Origin of the sequence: Kordiimonas sp. SCSIO 12603, assembly GCF_024398035.1 — a bacterium.
In the GTDB taxonomy this organism is placed as follows: domain Bacteria; phylum Pseudomonadota; class Alphaproteobacteria; order Sphingomonadales; family Kordiimonadaceae; genus Kordiimonas.
In genome coordinates this window covers 3,613,097-3,630,127 of the sequence record NZ_CP073748.1, presented here as the reverse complement: position 1 = coordinate 3,630,127, position 17,031 = coordinate 3,613,097, and the positions used below count along the sequence as shown (strand labels likewise).

The 17,031-nt window shown below is 46.7% G+C and carries 21 protein-coding genes; 11 read left to right on the top strand and 10 right to left on the bottom strand.

Annotated elements, in window-relative coordinates; genetic code table 11:
• The first annotated feature begins 43 nt into the window (after nucleotides 1-43).
• From KFE96_RS17040 to KFE96_RS17025, 4 genes are read left to right on the top strand one after another with little or no spacing between them, the layout of a single operon-like run.
• Nucleotides 44-1,183 (top strand): MlaE family lipid ABC transporter permease subunit, encoded by a 1,140-nt coding sequence (locus tag KFE96_RS17040; RefSeq protein WP_255833737.1) that lies wholly within the window; start codon nucleotides 44-46, stop codon nucleotides 1,181-1,183.
• 6 nt (nucleotides 1,184-1,189) lie between these two features.
• Complete coding sequence (locus KFE96_RS17035; protein ID WP_255833735.1) at nucleotides 1,190-1,972, top strand: ABC transporter ATP-binding protein; 783 nt, start codon at nucleotides 1,190-1,192, stop codon at nucleotides 1,970-1,972.
• A 4-nt stretch (nucleotides 1,973-1,976) separates the two neighbouring features.
• On the top strand, nucleotides 1,977-2,948 hold the full coding sequence (locus KFE96_RS17030; protein ID WP_247017336.1) for an MlaD family protein: 972 nt from the start codon (nucleotides 1,977-1,979) through the stop codon (nucleotides 2,946-2,948).
• Complete coding sequence (locus KFE96_RS17025) at nucleotides 2,945-3,586, top strand: ABC-type transport auxiliary lipoprotein family protein (RefSeq protein WP_255833734.1); 642 nt, start codon at nucleotides 2,945-2,947, stop codon at nucleotides 3,584-3,586. The genes KFE96_RS17030 and KFE96_RS17025 overlap by 4 nt, the downstream gene beginning before the upstream one ends.
• Here KFE96_RS17025 and KFE96_RS17020 read toward each other — a convergent pair whose 3' ends face one another.
• Nucleotides 3,587-4,768 carry an MFS transporter gene (locus KFE96_RS17020; protein ID WP_255833733.1) on the bottom strand — a complete coding sequence of 394 codons (1,182 nt, stop codon included), beginning with the start codon at nucleotides 4,766-4,768 and terminating at the stop codon, nucleotides 3,587-3,589.
• Between the two features lie 58 nt (nucleotides 4,769-4,826).
• Complete coding sequence (gene phaR / locus KFE96_RS17015) at nucleotides 4,827-5,393, bottom strand: polyhydroxyalkanoate synthesis repressor PhaR (RefSeq protein ID WP_255833732.1); 567 nt, start codon at nucleotides 5,391-5,393, stop codon at nucleotides 4,827-4,829.
• 71 nt (nucleotides 5,394-5,464) lie between these two features.
• Here phaR and KFE96_RS17010 point away from each other — a divergent pair, with 71 nt between their 5' ends.
• The 5 genes from KFE96_RS17010 (at nucleotide 5,465) to rraA (ending at nucleotide 8,582) form a co-directional block, all read left to right on the top strand.
• The gene (locus KFE96_RS17010) at nucleotides 5,465-5,707 is read left to right on the top strand and encodes a hypothetical protein (RefSeq protein ID WP_247017328.1); all 243 of its coding nucleotides are present in this window, start codon (nucleotides 5,465-5,467) and stop codon (nucleotides 5,705-5,707) included.
• Nucleotides 5,708-5,714: 7 nt separating this feature from the next.
• A complete protein-coding gene (locus tag KFE96_RS17005; protein ID WP_255833731.1) occupies nucleotides 5,715-6,923 on the top strand; it encodes an alpha/beta fold hydrolase in 1,209 nt (402 codons plus the stop codon).
• Nucleotides 6,913-7,650 carry a methyltransferase domain-containing protein gene (locus KFE96_RS17000; protein ID WP_255833730.1) on the top strand — a complete coding sequence of 246 codons (738 nt, stop codon included), beginning with the start codon at nucleotides 6,913-6,915 and terminating at the stop codon, nucleotides 7,648-7,650. The genes KFE96_RS17005 and KFE96_RS17000 overlap by 11 nt, the downstream gene beginning before the upstream one ends.
• A gap of 209 nt (nucleotides 7,651-7,859) precedes the next feature.
• The gene (locus tag KFE96_RS16995; RefSeq protein WP_247017322.1) at nucleotides 7,860-8,072 is read left to right on the top strand and encodes a hypothetical protein; all 213 of its coding nucleotides are present in this window, start codon (nucleotides 7,860-7,862) and stop codon (nucleotides 8,070-8,072) included.
• A 3-nt stretch (nucleotides 8,073-8,075) separates the two neighbouring features.
• Complete coding sequence (rraA, locus tag KFE96_RS16990) at nucleotides 8,076-8,582, top strand: ribonuclease E activity regulator RraA (RefSeq protein WP_255833729.1); 507 nt, start codon at nucleotides 8,076-8,078, stop codon at nucleotides 8,580-8,582.
• Here rraA and metW read toward each other — a convergent pair whose 3' ends face one another.
• The 4 genes from metW to KFE96_RS16970 form a co-directional block, all read right to left on the bottom strand.
• Nucleotides 8,583-9,182 carry a methionine biosynthesis protein MetW gene (gene metW, locus KFE96_RS16985; protein ID WP_255833728.1) on the bottom strand — a complete coding sequence of 200 codons (600 nt, stop codon included), beginning with the start codon at nucleotides 9,180-9,182 and terminating at the stop codon, nucleotides 8,583-8,585.
• Nucleotides 9,179-10,315 carry a homoserine O-acetyltransferase gene (locus tag KFE96_RS16980; protein ID WP_255833727.1) on the bottom strand — a complete coding sequence of 379 codons (1,137 nt, stop codon included), beginning with the start codon at nucleotides 10,313-10,315 and terminating at the stop codon, nucleotides 9,179-9,181. The genes metW and KFE96_RS16980 overlap by 4 nt, the downstream gene beginning before the upstream one ends.
• A gap of 96 nt (nucleotides 10,316-10,411) precedes the next feature.
• Nucleotides 10,412-11,080, bottom strand: a complete 669-nt coding sequence (locus KFE96_RS16975; protein ID WP_255833726.1) for a glutathione S-transferase family protein — start codon at nucleotides 11,078-11,080, stop codon at nucleotides 10,412-10,414.
• A 17-nt stretch (nucleotides 11,081-11,097) separates the two neighbouring features.
• A complete protein-coding gene (locus KFE96_RS16970; RefSeq protein ID WP_255833725.1) occupies nucleotides 11,098-11,529 on the bottom strand; it encodes a MarR family winged helix-turn-helix transcriptional regulator in 432 nt (143 codons plus the stop codon).
• A gap of 260 nt (nucleotides 11,530-11,789) precedes the next feature.
• Here KFE96_RS16970 and hisC point away from each other — a divergent pair, with 260 nt between their 5' ends.
• Nucleotides 11,790-12,869 (top strand): histidinol-phosphate transaminase, encoded by a 1,080-nt coding sequence (gene hisC / locus KFE96_RS16965; protein ID WP_255833724.1) that lies wholly within the window; start codon nucleotides 11,790-11,792, stop codon nucleotides 12,867-12,869.
• Nucleotides 12,870-12,872: 3 nt separating this feature from the next.
• Entirely contained in the window at nucleotides 12,873-13,799 is a 927-nt protein-coding gene (locus tag KFE96_RS16960; RefSeq protein WP_255833723.1) for a prephenate/arogenate dehydrogenase family protein, read from the top strand.
• Here the strand turns inward: KFE96_RS16960 and KFE96_RS16955 are convergent.
• From KFE96_RS16955 to ftsE, 4 genes are read right to left on the bottom strand one after another with little or no spacing between them, the layout of a single operon-like run.
• The gene (locus tag KFE96_RS16955) at nucleotides 13,796-14,731 is read right to left on the bottom strand and encodes a DUF2125 domain-containing protein (protein ID WP_255833722.1); all 936 of its coding nucleotides are present in this window, start codon (nucleotides 14,729-14,731) and stop codon (nucleotides 13,796-13,798) included. The two genes, KFE96_RS16960 and KFE96_RS16955, sit on opposite strands and share 4 nt — an antisense overlap.
• 21 nt (nucleotides 14,732-14,752) lie before the next feature.
• Nucleotides 14,753-15,322 carry a YdcF family protein gene (locus tag KFE96_RS16950; RefSeq protein ID WP_255833721.1) on the bottom strand — a complete coding sequence of 190 codons (570 nt, stop codon included), beginning with the start codon at nucleotides 15,320-15,322 and terminating at the stop codon, nucleotides 14,753-14,755.
• An 8-nt stretch (nucleotides 15,323-15,330) separates the two neighbouring features.
• Nucleotides 15,331-16,212 (bottom strand): ABC transporter permease, encoded by an 882-nt coding sequence (locus KFE96_RS16945; RefSeq protein WP_255833720.1) that lies wholly within the window; start codon nucleotides 16,210-16,212, stop codon nucleotides 15,331-15,333.
• A gap of 2 nt (nucleotides 16,213-16,214) precedes the next feature.
• A complete protein-coding gene (gene ftsE / locus KFE96_RS16940; RefSeq protein WP_255833719.1) occupies nucleotides 16,215-16,901 on the bottom strand; it encodes a cell division ATP-binding protein FtsE in 687 nt (228 codons plus the stop codon).
• Between the last annotated feature and the right edge of the window lie 130 nt (nucleotides 16,902-17,031).

Genomic DNA, 17,031 nt, shown 5'->3' with positions numbered 1-17,031 from the left:
CTATGTGAGGATAGCGGAGACTAATGTCAAGAGCAGGGAGCATATGGCAGAGGCGATCCACAGAAATGATTTTATCTGTGTTGAAAGCGGCACACCCAGTTCCGTTGTGCACTTTTCTGGCGCATGGATTATTGATAATGCCGCTGCTATTGATGCTGATATGTCTAACACGCTTTTGAAAGCGGGTGATCAGGTGGTGATCGATTGCTCTGGCCTTGAACAGCTTGATACTACCGGGGCTGTTCTTATCCGACGTTTTGCTTCCCGGTTTGAAGATAAGGGCGTTGCGCTGCTTACAGGGGTGAAGGCAGAGCATAAACACCTGTTAGATGTGGTTGCAGCAAAGCCTGCGCCAGTGGAAACAGAACCTGAGACACTACCGTGGTATTTGATACCAGTTGCTGAAGCTGGGCACGGCTTCATGAATGCTACAGCTTCTATCACGCGACTTATCAGTTTTATTGGACTCGTGCTTATCAGGCTCTTTGGTACGCTTCTCGCTCCGGGCCGAATTCGTTTTATCCCACTCGTACACCAGATGGATGCGGTTGGTGTTAAGGCTATGGGGATCGTAGGACTTATTTCATTCCTTATCGGTGCAGTGATGGTGAACCAAGGCTCAATTCAACTTGCAAAGTTTGGCGCTGATGTCTTTGTCATTGATATGCTTGGAATTATTCATTTGCGTGAGATGGGAGTGCTCCTGACCTCCATTATCATTGCTGGCCGATCTGGTAGTGCTTTTACTGCGCAAATTGGTTCCATGAAACTTCATGAAGAAGTGGATGCAATGAAAACATTGGGGATGAACCCCATTGATGTTCTTGTGCTTCCGCGTTTGATGGCACTCATGATCACCCTGCCGCTTCTTACTTTCTATGCTGATATGATGGGAATTGCAGGCGGTATAGCGATGTCGTGGGCACAGCTCGATATCTCACCTGGGAATTTCCTCGTATATTTCCGAGACGTTATTGAATTTGAACATTTTATTGTTGGTATTATCAAAGCACCATTTTTTGCGGCTGTCATAAGCGCCTGTGGCTGCTATCAGGGGTTAAGGGTGGCAAGCAGTGCAGATGTACTTGGAGCTCGCACGACGAAAAGCGTTGTTACTTCTATTTTTCTTGTGATTGTGCTTGATGCATTATTTGCAATCTTCTTCACAAGTGTTGGGATTTAATTGGCTATGGATGACACAGTTCAAACAGATGATGTGATTATCCGGGTGCGAGGCCTTGTGAATGCATTTGATAATCACGTCGTGCACAAGGGATTGGACCTCGATGTGAAACGGGGTGAAATCCTTGGCGTTGTTGGTGGCTCGGGGGCTGGTAAATCAGTTCTATTACGTACGATTATTGGGCTCAATCGTCAGGTGGCCGGCCAAATCGAGATCAATGACATTGACCAAAACTATATGTCAGCCGATGAAGCTCAGCTTTCACGTAGGCACTGGGGTGTGCTTTTTCAGGATGGTGCATTGTTTTCGGCACTTACTGTTGCGCAGAACGTGATGGCGCCCATGCGAGAGCACTATAGTTTCTCGCAAGACCTTCTAGAGGATTTGGCTAGTAGCAAGATCTCAATGGCCGGGCTACCCCTTGATGCAGCGAATAAATTCCCTGCGGATTTGTCAGGTGGTATGCGGAAACGTGCAGCACTTGCGCGCTCCTTGGCGCTTGATCCAGAAATCCTGTTTCTGGATGAACCCACAGCTGGCCTTGACCCAATCGGAGCCGCCGCTTTTGATGGTCTCGTGAAAAATCTTAGTAAATCTCTTGGCCTGACAGTGTTCCTTGTTACACATGATTTGGATACGCTTGTGCGAGTGTGTGATAGGATCGCCGTGTTAGGTGATAAAAAAATGCTGATCACGGCCCCCCTTGAAGAAGTACAACAATATGACCATCCTTGGGTGCAGGAATATTTTGGCGGCCCTCGTGCCCGTGCCGCAGGAATAAAGGAATAAACTAATGGAAACCAGAGCATCCCATATCATCGTTGGTGGCTTCGTTTTAACATTCCTTGCGGGGCTTGTAGCATTTGCGATTTGGATCGCGAAAGTGGATCTGGACGCCGAATATGTAGATTATGAAATCTATTTCGAAGGTACGGTTTCAGGGCTTTATAAACGCAGTATCGTTTATTATTCAGGTATCCCTGTTGGGGATGTGCGGGATATCACACTTGCCCCGAATGATCCGCAGAAAGTACTTGTCGTTGTCCGCCTTAAATCAGATGTGCCAGTGAATGAGGGATCAGTTGCCAAGCTGGAATTTCAGGGGCTGACAGGTGTCGCTTATATCGAACTGCATGGCGGTCCGCCAGAGGCACCACAAATTGTGGCGGATGGTGCTTTCTCCAGGCCTGTTATCCCGTCCGAAGCATCAGCCTTTCAGGCGCTATATGAAAATGCACCAAATCTTATCAATGAAGCAATTGCCGCTGTAGTGCAGGTGAAGAAGTTGATGAGCGATGAGAATATCGCATCTGTTTCCAGCACACTTAGAAATGCAGATCAGTTAACTGGCAATATTGCAAGAGGTACACAAGACCTTGATCAAATTGTTGCAGAAGTACGTACCGTACTGGCGAATGCTAATACGGCCGTGCTTAATGTGTCTGCCCTTGCAGCATCTGGTGATGAACTTATCAAAGAAGACGCCAAACTGATGATTGCGGAAGCAACAGCCACCTTGAAAACAGCGAATATGACGCTGGCGAGAATTGATGCACTGGTGGCTGCTAACCAAGAAAATGTTACACAGTTTATTGGGAATAGCTTGCCGGAGGTTACACGCATGATTGTGGATCTTAGAACAACAGCACAAAGCCTTTCCCGCTTGATGAGCCGTATTGAGCAAAACCCTGCTGGCGCTATCTTCGGCAAAAAAGAAGCAAAGTATGATTTGGAAACCCGCAAAACTGAGGACGGCACAAAATGATGCATAAGCTTTTGAAAACTGCCAAACTTGGAACCGCACTCGGCTTTATGGCTGTGGTGGGTGGATGTGGCCCATTGATTTCTTTTGGCGACGATGGCCCCGCTGATGAAGTTTACACTCTCGAATATCCGAAAGTGGCTTCGAACAGCACGAATGATGGTGCAACAATGTATGTCTCTCATCCAGTGATGAGTAGCGGTATTGACGGTACTGAGGTTGTTGTCGCGCTGGATAATAACAAGCGTACCGTGTTGAAAGGAGTAAGCTGGGCTGGGCACCTTTCAGATTTGATGCAGGACTATCTAGTGCATTCCTTGCGCGCTGAAACAGCCGCGAATATCGTTAGTGATAAGGGACTTGATGTCCGCGTTAACTGCCGTATGGATGTGAAAGTCTGGAAAATGGAGTTTGCGCCAAGTGCTGATGGTAGCAGTGATATGGTGAATATTGAGATAGAGTTATCTCTTATCAGGCTTCAGGATGCCTATCTTGTGGGGCATCCCGTTTATACCCGTACAGAGAATGTTGTAGGCGGTTCTCATGATGATATTGTAGCTGCTTTTAATGGCGCGTTGAATGATATCGCCCGCGAACACGGAGCTTGGGTAAGCAGCAATCTTCAAGCATGTACCAGCTGATTATTCAGCTGGTGCTTTGATATGGCTTGGACGTGCGGATAGTTCCCAAACTGTCCAAAAAATTACAAGTATTCCCGTTGACGCTATAATATAAAACGGTGCGGCGACACTTGCGGTAAACACCGTTCCTGCTGTGATAGGGCCTGCAATCCTGCCAAGAGATGATAAGCCATTCGAAATTCCAAGCGCTGTTCCTTGCAGGCGTTCATCGGTACGTCTGGATACAAGGCTGTTAAGTGCGGGGAAGGTAAGGGTCATACCACTCATAATGATCGGGAAGCCTAGAATGGCTGTGATAGGTTCAGCAGGGCCATAAAGAATAATCGCAACACCAATCAGGTGGAACCCTAGCGCCATACCAAGTGATTTCACTTCACCGAATTTCTTGAATAGTGGCCCAATGGCGAAAAGCTGAATGAAAAATACGCATACGCCTGATGCCATCAATAGGTAACCTACTTGCGCCGAGTTCCAGCCAAGCACACGTTCAGCCCAAAATGGTGTGATAGCAAAGCTGATGCTCTGGCCAATAGCTGTGACAATAAACATTGCAAGAAGGGCTGTTTGACCGGGTTGCTTGAACACACTGGTCCACCGAGGAACATCCTTATGATCTTCGTTTTCCGTTTTCTTCTTGTTCGTTTCCGGTACAAAGATGGTGGTGAGAATCATCGCGGTAAAAGATAGGCATGCTGCAGTCATCCCTGCCCAGAAAATGTTGGGATCGCCATTGCCGCCGATGGTACTGAGAATGCCACCAATGCCGGGGCCTAGAGCAAAGCCAAGACCAAAAGCCGCACCGATCCAGCCAATGGCTTTGCCGCGATTTTCTTCAGTAGTCACGTCAGCCATAGCTGCCATTACAATACCTATATTCCCCGCCATGGCACCTGACATTGCACGAGCGAGAAACAAGAGAAGAAGCGTGTCTGCCATGCCTAAAGTAATATAGGAGATAGTTGCGCCTAAGAACGTGCCAGCTAGCGCAGGTTTACGGCCAAATTTGTCTGAAAAGCGCCCCCAGATTGGCCCCATAATAAAGGCCGCTAAGGAATAGATTGAAACCAGTGCCATGCCAGACACGGAATCGCCACCGAAATTCAGCACAATGAAGGGGAGCACCGGCACGATAATGCCGAACCCAAGAAGGTCGATAAATACTGCAAACAAAATTACGGGCATGCGCCTTTTCCTATCCTCTTAACGCCGAAGCTACTGTCTGGAAAAGGCGGTGTGCGGGTTATGTGCTTATCTTATCCACCTTTTCCTGCAGGGCTTTGAGCTGAGCTTGTAGTTCCGCAATGTCTGTGTCGTCTGCTGCTTCCGCGGGCTCATTTGTGCTTTCAGCACCTGCTTGCATAAACATATGCATGGATTGTTCGAAGAAAGCCATATTCTGACGCACCATTTCTTCAAAAAGTGGGATCATATTTCCGTGACCAGTATCACTAAAGGTTAGATTTATCTGATCTTTGTGTTTGTTTAGAATATCCATGGTGCTTTGAAGGTATGCAGGCACAAGTGTTTGCATGTTATCGCCGTAAAAGCGAATGAGTTGCTGCAAGAAGGAAATTGGCAGCATATTTTCATCGCAATTTTCTTTTTCTACGATGATCTGAGTTAAAACCGAACGGGTTAGATCTTCCCCGGATTTAGCATCCAGAACAACCAGTTCCTCGCCAGCTTTAATCATCTCGGCCAGATGGTCGAGTGTTACGTAACTTGAAGTTTCAGTGTTATACAAACGGCGATTTGCATATTTTTTAATGGTGATTGGCTCCCCCGCCAAACGTTTCTTACGCGCCATGTGTCCCTCAAATGATAACGCTGTCAAGAAGCGTTACCCTTAGTTTGTTGTCCCTACAAGGAAATGATTAAATGGTATTTGGTGCGCTGCCGCAAGAAAAATTGTGCGCCTGCAAAAAAGAAACTTCTTCTGTCTTTGACGAGTTTTTCTATACTCACGTTATGACTAAAAACACTGAACTTGAAGAATATGTCGCCGAGTTTTTAGACTTGTGGCAGGAAAATATCCGCCTGTGGTCTGTGGATAAAGAGCTTTTGACACCTGATGATCTGAAAGCGCTTCTTTCCCCCGCTTTTGATGAACAGAAACGGTAAAATGACTATGTCTGGCAGGATCAAAGGGCCGAGGCCTTTGTCTCTTCACTTCACCAATAGTGAAGCAATCTGGGGTGGAGCCATACTTGCCGGTAAAGCTGGGCTGAATTCCAGTGTTTGGCACCCTCAACTTGAAGCGGCGGTGGCGAATCTAAAAGAACGACTTTATGGTATATCTGATACTGCTTTCCACAAAGAACTTGAGAAGCAGGCATCTGCAAGAAAGAATAAATTTCTGAAAGGCCTTAACCAATATCTGGCACATACTTTCGAGCCACCAGTTACTGATGCCCCGATTACATATGAAATTGGATGTGTGAAATTACATGATTTGGGTGGGGAGGGGACACCTATTCTTCTGGTGCCTAGCCTTATTAATCCGCATTATATTCTCGATCTGATGCCGGAAAGAAGTTTGGCTGGTTTCCTGAGAAATCAAGGGTATAGACCACTCCTTGTTAATTGGGGTGACCCGGGGGATGAGGAAAAATATTTTGGCTTGGATGGATATATCTCTGAACGGCTAATACCGGTTATCAAGCATGTTGTTCAAATGGCGGGTAAGGCTATCCCTCTCGTTGGTTACTGTATGGGGGGGACTTTGAGTGTGGCTGCCGCAGCCCGAACAGAGGGATTGATTTCTCAGTTAGTACTGCTTGCAGCGCCCTGGGATTTTAATACGGATAAACCCCATCCCGGCAGGCGTAATGCTCCGCAAATGCTAAGGTTTTTAGATAAACTCGTGGAAGGCAGCACAGTTGGTGTGGATATTTTACAGACCTTTTTCACAAGTGTTGATCCCACGTTGAATGACCGTAAGTTCCGCGCTTACGCGGACGGAAAGCATAAAGGCGAAGCAGCTGATTTTTTTGCTGCCATGGAGATGTGGGCAAATAATGGAGGCCCTTTAGCTAAAAAAGTGGGGCAGGAATGTTTGTCTTATTGGTATGAACAGAATTTAACCACGAAGGGTGAATGGTTGGTTGCTGGACTGCCTGTGAAACCTGAAGATATTGATTGTCCTACCTTTGTTGTTGCGCCAGAGGGAGATCGTTTGGTGCCGCAAGCGAGTGCCTTTGCAATTGCAGAAAAAATCTCGAATGTCACAAAACATGTGCCACCATCAGGGCATATAGGTATGGTAGTTGGAGACAGGGCTAAGAAAGGCCTGTGGGAACCGCTGGTTAATTGGCTGGAGATATCGCGTGAGACCTGATGTACTCACTTTACATAGGTTTTATGAAACACGTTTGGGTACTCAAGCAGCTCAGATTATTTCTGCGCGGGTTAAAGGACTTTTGCCAACGCAAACTGGGGCTATTACGATTGGTCTTGGCTATACATTACCGTATCTGGATGCCTTGGCGGGCAGTGAAGGCGAAGATAGCTTCGCAAGGTTTCTCGCATTTATGCCGGAGCGGCAAGGTGTATGCCATTGGCCGTCCTTAGGTGACATTCAGACTGCACTTGTGGACCAGTATAACCTGCCACTTGCGGATTCGTCAGTTGATAGAGTGCTGCTTATACATGCACTGGAGCATGCACATAAACCAACACATTTACTCAGAGAAGTATGGCGCGTTTTGGCGCCGGGCGGGCAGGTTGTTGTGGTTGTGCCAAACAGGATGCGTACATGGTCTGCAGCCGAAGCAACACCATTCGGGCACGGAAAACCTTATTCTAAAAGCCAGTTATTCCGCTTGATGACCGAACAGATGCTGCCTCCAGAGGCATGGCAAACTGCTTTGATGATGCCGCCTACAAACTTTTTGGGTGCTGCTAACTTGATGCGCGTTTCCGAGCATTTCATGGGTATGATGGGCAAAAATCTGGGTGGTGCGCTTATCGTTACTGCCAGAAAGCAGGTTTATGGTGCACTTCCCAAGAAAACGGTGAAAATGAAGGCGCGTCCGGTTCTTACCCATTTGCGAGAACGTCACTAGATATTTGTTTCGTTGGCCCTTGAAAGATGGGGAAACCCATATAGCTACCTTTTGGTAAGTAGTTTCACCTATTGTTGTTTTCTATGTGTAATACTTATACGCTAGTTTTGCGTCGACATGAAATATTATTAGATTATTTCTTGTATTATTATTGCGCAAAATATAGTGTTTTCGTTATTAAATTACTCAACTCTTGTGGAGATAAACTCATGAGCGATACACCTGAAAGCCAATCAATGGAAGAAAGTCAGGAAATGGCGATCCGTCAGGTAGCCAATGCACTGCACCGCCTTAATGACGCGGTTATCTCTGCCGTGGGTAAAGGTGTGACGGTTGAGCTGATGCGTGCGTCAAGATACCATAATGAAGAGGGCGGCTGGGGTGATATGCTGGTGCCGATTATTCATAAAAACGGGAAGTAACATATGACGGCAGGCATTTTAAAAACACCGAGACTTGCAACTGCAGACGTATGCGATGCAGTGGGCAGTGACGCGGCTGTTCTGTCTGTCGATTTCCGAGATTTTGGGGGGCGGCGAGATTTCGCCGGTCCTGCGGTAACTGTACGCACACTGGATGATAATTCCAAAGTGAAAGAACTTCTAGCTGGCAAAGGCGAAGGTAGAGTATTGGTGGTGGACGGTGAAGGTAGTTGCCGAACCGCCCTTATGGGGGGGAATCTAGCGCTAGATGCCAACCGTAACGGCTGGGCTGGTGTTGTGATTTATGGTTGCATACGAGATAAACACGAACTTATCCGTGAAGATATTGGTATTAAGGCGCTAGGTAGTTGCCCGAGAAAAACTGAAAAGCTGGGCCGCGGTGAGATCGATGTGGAAGTCGCTTTTGGTGGTGTTACGATTCACCCGGGTGATTGGGTAATTGCTGATGCAGACGGTGTAGTTATTACCCGCGAGCTTCCTGAACTATAATTATTTTTCCAATAAAAAGAGAGCCTGATCAGCGTGCCAATTCGCACGTTTTCTGCCCATATTGAGGCGTGTTCCGTCGCTCATATGAGGTACAAACTCTGCCACTTTTAAGTTTTCCTGTTCGATTAAATCAAACAAATCAGTAATCGTACAAAAATGAATGTTGCTGGTGTTATACCATGTTTTATCAAGCGCCTTGGTTACAGGCATACGGCCTCGGGTAAGTAAGCTGAAACGTACACGCCACTGGCCGAAGTTGGGGATAGTGACAATCGCACGTTTTCCAATCCGGAGGAGATTGAGCATTACCTCACGAGGTTTATGCATCGCCTGTAGCGCTTTAGATAATATTACATAATCAAAGGTGTTGTCTGGATATTCGTGAAGGTCGTTATCAGCATCACCTTGCACCACAAACAGGCCTTTGGCGACACAGCTGTTTACACCCTTTTGGCTGATTTCAATACCGCGTCCATCGATATCTTTCTCGTTCACCAGATAGTCTAAAAGGGCACCATCGTCACAGCCCACATCCAATACGCGGCTTTCAGGTTCAATCATGTCAGCAATAAGCTGAAGGTCTTTTCTAAGTGCGGTCATGAACTGAGCCCTCTCGCTTTAGCTGCTGCTGAAATAAAGCCTTCAATCATCTGATCCATCTCTGGTTCCTCTAGAAGGAAAGCATCATGACCGTGTGGCGATTCGATTTCGGCAAAGCTTACAGGAACACCAGCTGCATTTAGTGCATGTACAATGCGCTTGTTTTCAGCGGTTGGGTAAAGCCAATCTGTTGAGAAACTGATTACGCAGCAGCGAACATGAGATGCATTTTTAAAGGCGTCCGCTAGTCTGCCGTCATGCCTGCCAGCGATATCCAGATAATCCATCGCACGAGTAATGTAAAGATAGCTGTTAGCATCGAACCGATCCACGAACGTGCTGCCCTGATAACGAAGGTAACTTTCAACTTGAAAATCGGCATCAAACCCGAAAGTAACGGCGTCCCGGCTTTGAAGATTACGGCCAAACTTACGAGTTAATGCATCTTCAGACAGGTAAGTAATATGAGCTGTCATACGGGCAACAGACAAGCCTTTGTCTGGTTTTGTTTCAGTTTCATAATATCGCCCACCATTCCAGTTGGGATCGGCCATCACAGATTGGCGGCCGACTTCATGAAGTGCGATGTTTTGTGCCGTATGGCGGGCAGCTGTAGCGAGAGCGATGGCACTATGTAGCCGTTCTGGGAATGTAGTAAGCCATTCGAGCACCTGCATGCCACCCATTGAACCACCTATCAGAGCAAAGAGTGTGTCCACGCCCAGATGATCCAGCAGCGCTGCTTGGACTTTCACCATGTCGCGAATGGTAATAACCGGAAAATCAATACCCCACGGTTTTTCAGTAGCCGGGTTAATTTCCTTGGGCCCTGTGGTACCAAGGCAGCTTCCAAGTACATTTGAGCAAATAACAAAATATTTGTTGGTGTCTACGAGCTTGCCCGGACCGACAATGCGTTCCCACCAACCCGGTTTGCCGGTGATGGGGTGATTGCTCGCTACATACTGATCACCGGTAAGTGCATGGCAGATGAGGACAGCGTTAGAACGGTCCTCATTCAGTTCGCCGTATGTTTCAAAACCGACATTTACAGGCGAAAGGGTAGCGCCACTGTCCAGTTCAAGTGGGCTTTCAGTAAAGAGACTAGCACTGTTGCAAGCTGATGTGTTCACACTTTTGTTCCTGCTGCTTTTACGCCAGAAAACCCGCAAGCGCCTTTAATGTCAACGAGGGAAAACTATCGCAAAAGGTCAGAAACTATTGAAACGCTATGCGAGTGGTTTGAACTTTCCATCTTTTTTGAGCGCTGCCTGATAAGCTGGGCGTGTTCGCATTTGCTCCAGATACCGCTGGGTATGAGGGTAGCGATCGCCGAGACCAACACGTACGGCCATTACTTCCACACAGTAGCCCATGGTGATGTCGGCTGCTGTTAGCTCATCTCCTGTGAACCATTTGGTTTTGGCGAGTTGGGCTTCCATTTGTACCAGTATGCGTTCAAGGCGTGGGGCGATGAAGTTTTCATTCAGTTTTTTACCAATACTGGCAACGATAGGTTTGATGAAGAGGGGAGCTCTGCCTGACATCATTGAAAAAACATACCTGTTCGTTAACAGCGGCTGCAGGCTGCCTTGTGCCATATGAAACCAAAATAGATAATCCGTACGTTCGGGTGTGCCTGTTTTTGGCCGTAACTTTCCGTCGCCGTATGTTTCGATAATATAATCAATGATAGCGTTGGATTCGCTCAGGGTGACGTTACCATCGGTAATCGCTGGTGCAGTCCCTAGCGGTGATATTTCTTTATATTCAGAAGGTGCAAGCCTTGTAGCTGGGTCCCGATCATACATTTTGAAAGCATATTCTATACCCAGTTCTTCTAGGAGCCATAGAATGCGGATGGACTGTGAGTTTTCCAGGTGGTGTAGTGTAAGCATAATAGGGCCTTTAGCGTTCAGAGTTTTTTCAGGATTTCATAAAGCGCGTTCATTTCATTTTCTGGAAGATCTATGCGTTGATTGAGGAGCAATTGATCCGCATCTGTATGGGCTTTTTCACCAGCGTCGGTGATGGATACATAAACCGTACGTTGGTCTTGCTCGCTGCGAAGCTTGGTCACGAGGCCTGCTTCAACCAGCTTGTTAAGTGTGCGAGATACATTGGGGTTGTCATCCACCAGTGTTGCTTTCAAATCAGAAACCGTAAGGGTTTTCTTTGGAGCAAAAGAGAGTGAATGCAGAATAGAGAGCTGTAGAATAGAGAGGCCTGATGGTTTGAGCAGGCGTTCCATCTCACTTTTCTTTTCCTGAGCAATACAGGCCAAAAGGCCCATTACTTTATGCTCAACACTCATGTCCGCATCAATGATCAATTGCTTATTAGCCATACTGATATCCAGTTATTATCCATGTATATAGTTGCCATGGAATATATATTCAAGATAATTATCTTCCATGGAAGATATTATATTATAAAGATCGCGGATTTGCGCTCAAGAGGCTTGTAACTTTGTGGTGTCTGTAAAAAGTGAAAACGAAGCTTCACTGAACTTGCGCTTTAGTGAATGCCGCTATAGTGTCCAAGCTGTTTTGAAACTGCGGTACACAGGGAATCGTAGCGGATTAGTATAAATATTGGAGAATTAAAATGGCATCCCCGAAAGCTCATGATTGGATTATGGATATGGCGCCTTACGTGCCGGGTCGTTCCAAGGTTGAGGGTGTTGAGGAAGTAGTGAAGCTTTCTTCAAACGAGTCTGTTTTTGGCGCAAGCCCAAAAGCTATTGAAGCGTTCAAAGATACTGCTGGTGGCCTTATGCGCTACCCGGATGCCAATTCAAATGATCTTCGTGATGCGATTGCGGATGTTTATAATCTGAACGCAGATAATATTATTTGTGGTGCTGGTTCCGATGAACTCCTTACTCTTTTGATCCATACATTTGCAGGTCCGGGTGATGAGGTAATCTATAGCCAATATGGTTTTATGGTTTACCCAATTCAAACACGGGCGGTGGGCGCTACAGGTATTGCAGTGCCGAACAAAAACTGGGCCGCTGACGTAGACGGTATTCTTGAGGCGGTTACATCAGACACCAAGCTTGTGTTTGTTGATAACCCGAACAATCCAACAGGTGCTTATAATACATGGTCAGAGATTGAGCGTCTGCATGCTGGTCTGCCGGAAAGTGTGGTTCTTGTCCTTGATGCTGCATATGCCGAGTGTGTAACAGCCGATGATTATAAAGCAGGAGAAAGCCTCGTTGAAAAGCATGATAACGTGATCATGACACGTACTTTCTCAAAAATGTATGCGCTCGCAGGGCTGCGTGTTGGTTGGGCATATGGTGCGCCGGGCATTATTGATGTGATCAACCGTGTGCGTATGCCGTTTAATGTGTGTGTACCGGGCCAGCCTGCTGCAATTGAAGCTGTAAAAGACGAAGCGCATCTTCAGGCATCTGTGGAATTCAATACAATGTGGCGTGATTGGCTAACAGCTGAGTTGAATGCACTTGGCCTTAAAGCTGTTGAAAGCCAAACTAATTTCGTACTTGTTGAATTCCCGGATGAAAGTAAAAGCGCGCTGGCGTGTAATGAATTCCTGACAAAGCGTGGTTATCTTGTTCGTGCCTTGCCTCCGCTTCCAAACCACCTACGTATCTCTATTGGTTCGGAAGAACAGAACAAGGGCGTTATTGCGCTGATTAAAGAGTTTCTTGGATAAATAATGACCGCTACAGACAGTATATTTAACCGCATCACCATTGTTGGTGCGGGCCTTATTGGTTCATCTGTTGCCCGGGCTGTTCGCAAATATGAAGTTTGTGAAACACTGGCGCTCGTGGATGCAAATGAAGCCATTATTTCAGAAGCAAGGGACCTGGAACTTGCTGACGAATATTATACTGACGTAGCAAAGTCCGTTGATAACTCTGATCTTATTATGCTTGCAGTACCAGTTGGAGCAATGGCTTCTGTTGGTGCTGCTATTGCAGGCAACCTGAAAGCTGGCGCTATCATCAGTGATGTAGGCTCAGTAAAAGAAAGTGTTTTCAAGGCGCTTGATCCGCTTCTCCCTGAAGGTGTGCATCTTATCCCTGGTCACCCGGTTGCGGGTACAGAACAATCTGGTCCAAGCGCTGGTTTTGCAACTCTCTTTGATGATCGCTGGTGTATTATCACACCGCCTGAAGGTGCTGATGAAGCTGCGCTGGAAAAGCTCTCAGCGCTATGGAAAGCGTTTGGTAGCCGCGTAGAAATTATGACACCACAGCACCATGACTTGGTGCTTGCAATCACATCCCACGTACCGCACCTGATCGCCTATAATATTGTAGGTACTGCGTCAGATCTGGAAGAAGTAACCCGTTCAGAAGTGATTAAATACTCCGCAGGTGGTTTCCGGGATTTCACACGTATTGCGGCGTCTGACCCCACTATGTGGCGAGATGTATTCTTGAATAATAAGGATGCAGTCCTGGAGATGCTTGGCCGTTTCTCGGAAGACTTAACGGCTTTACAGCGTGCAATTCGCTGGGGTGACGGCGATGCGCTCTTCGATCTCTTCACCCGTACACGTGGTATCCGCCGTCGTATTATTGATGCTGGCCAAGATGATGCTGCGGCTGACTTTGGCCGGACGCACGAAGATTAATCTAGAACAGGTTTTAGCTGTCCGGCCGCATCTGTGCCGCTCGAATATCTACCATTTTGTAGCATGATGTTTAGTGCGCCGGAAGATGGGATGATAGCTGGGTTAATACCTGTTGTTCGAAGCAGCTTTTGGATATTTTCACCCCCATTTACAGTCATGCTGGCGCTGCCAAGCGGTTTAAGGTTTTCATCCAGTGTTGCACTCAGGTTGCCTCTAACACGACCACCCTGTGAGCGAATATCAATGATACTGAATTCCATAAGTCCACCTTCATCACGCCAGTTTTCTAGTTCCCTTTTGTTCCAGTCATGAATAATAGGGCCAGAGATACCACCGGTAGCTTCCAAGGAAGTTATGTCTGTACTGGCAACAAGTTTTACATCTAGGTATCGTTCACCATAAAGGCCTTCTTTTGCCTGTTTATCTGTATCACCAAAACGCAAGAAAAGTTGAAGGCTGGTCAGTTGTGGGGGAACAGTTCCGAAGAAACGGTCTATGTTGAGATCGTTTGTTAATAGGCTGTCGATTGCAATAACGCGTTGACCGTCTTCATAGAGTTTGTAGCTCGCATTCAAAGCGCCATCGCGCATTGCTAGAGTATTGTCTGCGAATTTGGCCTCTAGTCCAGAAATTTGCGCTACCCAGTGATTTGCTGTCCACAGATGTGTGGTTAGAACCATTTGATCTGTATGGATATCGAGGCCACGACTACGAGTGCGAAGATCAAAGTCTTCAATTTCAACAGCGATACGGTATGGGAAACCACTGTGACTGATATTGCCGTGCTCTATCTGGATGCCTTGGTCACGCCAGGAACTAAGAAGAGCCACTGTATCCTTCTCTGCCTGAAAAGCAGCGGTGAACCAAAGGCCGCTATATACCAAAATGGCAACAAACATAACAGCGATAGCAAGGCGCAATTGCTTTACCAAGGGTACTCTCCAGACGTTGACTTATAGGTTTAATCCTTCACGCACCAGCGTGATGAGGTATTTATTATATTCTTTTGCCAGTTTTAGCACGGGTAATTTTGTGGGTACCGAAACAGCAGTGATACTTGTATTTGGCAAATGCTTTCGAAACAAAATCAAACTACGCTGGATGTGATAATCTGAGGTTACGAGCAGAATAGTTTGAAAGCTGTTCTTATGTACCCAATCAGCTGATTCTTGGGCATTGCCAATGGTGCTGTCAGCTGCATAACCTAAATCAATACAACAAGCAAAAAGGTCTGGATTAGCTCCTGTCCGGACTGCCAGCTCGCTAGGGCGTACATCTTCATGGACGCCTGATATAAGCATGCGGCCTGCAACCTTGTTTTCCAGAAGAGTAATACCTGTTTCGAGCCGGTTAGGTCCGCCGGTTAAGACAATAACAGCGTCTGACTTACTGGCTGTTGTATCTGTTTTGGCTGCATAGGGTAGGCGTATCCAAAATAAAGCGAAGCCAATACCCCATGCAATTATGAGATAGCCAATCAGCTTTAGAAGAAAGCGGTGTATGCTAAAGCTCGAGCTTTTCAAAACCAGTCCTACATCAATTCCAGTAGTGCTTTACGTACAGTGATACGGGCAGTGAGCATAGTAATAATTGCGGCAGCAATGGGGAGAATGAAAAGCCATGAAAGATAGCTTAAATCTGGCAAGCTTGCGCTAATCAAGCCTTGTCCAAGGCGTTCTGCCATGCGTGATAACACCCATAGCGTGGTAGCCGCGAGAATAACGCCGAGCAGTCCCCCTTTGAGGCCGTGAATTAAATATCGGGCATCAAAAGCCTTAGCGATCATTTTATCCTCAGCACCCATCAGGTGCATAATCTCAATGCTTTCGTGATGGGTCGCAAGACCTGCACGGCACCCAAATATAACGATAGCAACAGTGGACATCACTACCATAAAGACGACAGACCATAAGAGAATTTGAATAATAGCGGCGAGCTCAAGAATTTGAGTCATCCATGCTTGATGATCATCAAGCTGAGTACCGGGTGCTGCGGCTCTCAATCGTTCTGAAAGTGCTTTGGTATCCGGTCTGTCTGCACTTTCGTCCAGTTTAACATCAATCAACGTAGGGATTGGTAGGTTATTATCAATTGGCATTTCGCCCAACCATGGAGACAGAAGGGCTATAATTTCTGAATCTGCAAGAACTTCAGCTTTTTCAACACCAGGCGTGGCATTCAGAAGGCGAAGAGCCGCCTGTGTCTGGTTTTCCCGTTCTATTGCATCTTTTACAACAATCTGGACAGATAGATTTGCGGTAAGATGATTGCTCCATCTCTCAAGCCCTTGCCCAATAGCAAAAGCACCTGCGAGAGAAAGTGTACACAAAAACAGCATTACACCAATTACCCAGGGAAGGAGGCCTTCACGTAAACTGCTTTCAGGCAGAAACTGTAATGTTTTGCCCCACATGGCTATTTCCTTGGGTCCATAGGTTTACCGCCCGGAGTGTATGAAATTTGGCCTTTATCAAGACGAAGAACTGGTGCACCAACACGCTTTACGAGCCCTTCATCATGAGTAGCGACAATGGTTGTTGTACCCTCTTTATTAAGGGCCACGAAAAGCTGCATCAAACGGCGTGACATCTCCGCATCAACGTTACCCGTCGGTTCGTCAGCTACCAAAAGGTCTGGTTTATTGATAATAGAGCGAGCAATGGCAACTCGCTGTTTTTCGCCGCCTGACAGTGTTGCAGGTTTCGCGTGCATACGGTCGCCCAAACCTACCCAGGAGAGAAGTTCCTCAACATGATCCGCCACCTGTATTTTCTTCGCACCCTGAATCCTTAAGGGTAGAGCAACATTTTCAAAAGCAGTCATGTGTTCAAACAGGCGATAATCCTGAAAGACGACACCAATACGGCGTCTGATACGTGGCAGCGCATCCCTTTCCAGGGTTGATAAATCTTTCCCAAAAAAATTCACAAGGCCGCGGGATGGGCGGTGGGCTAAATAGAGAAGTTTCAAGAGGGTTGTTTTGCCGGCGCCTGAAGGGCCTACCAAAAAATGAAAGCTGCCGCGATCAAGCGAAAAACTGACATCGGTCAGTACTTCAGCGCCCATGCCGTAGCGCATGCCTACATTTTCGAAGCTTATCATAAGCCCTCCCAATCAAAACAAGCGTAGAATTGCATACGCTAATTCAAGCAGCAAGTATAGGATTCACATATAGCTACTTGTATTTTCTATGGGCATTCCTATAGATTGGAAATAGATACTATATTGAAGT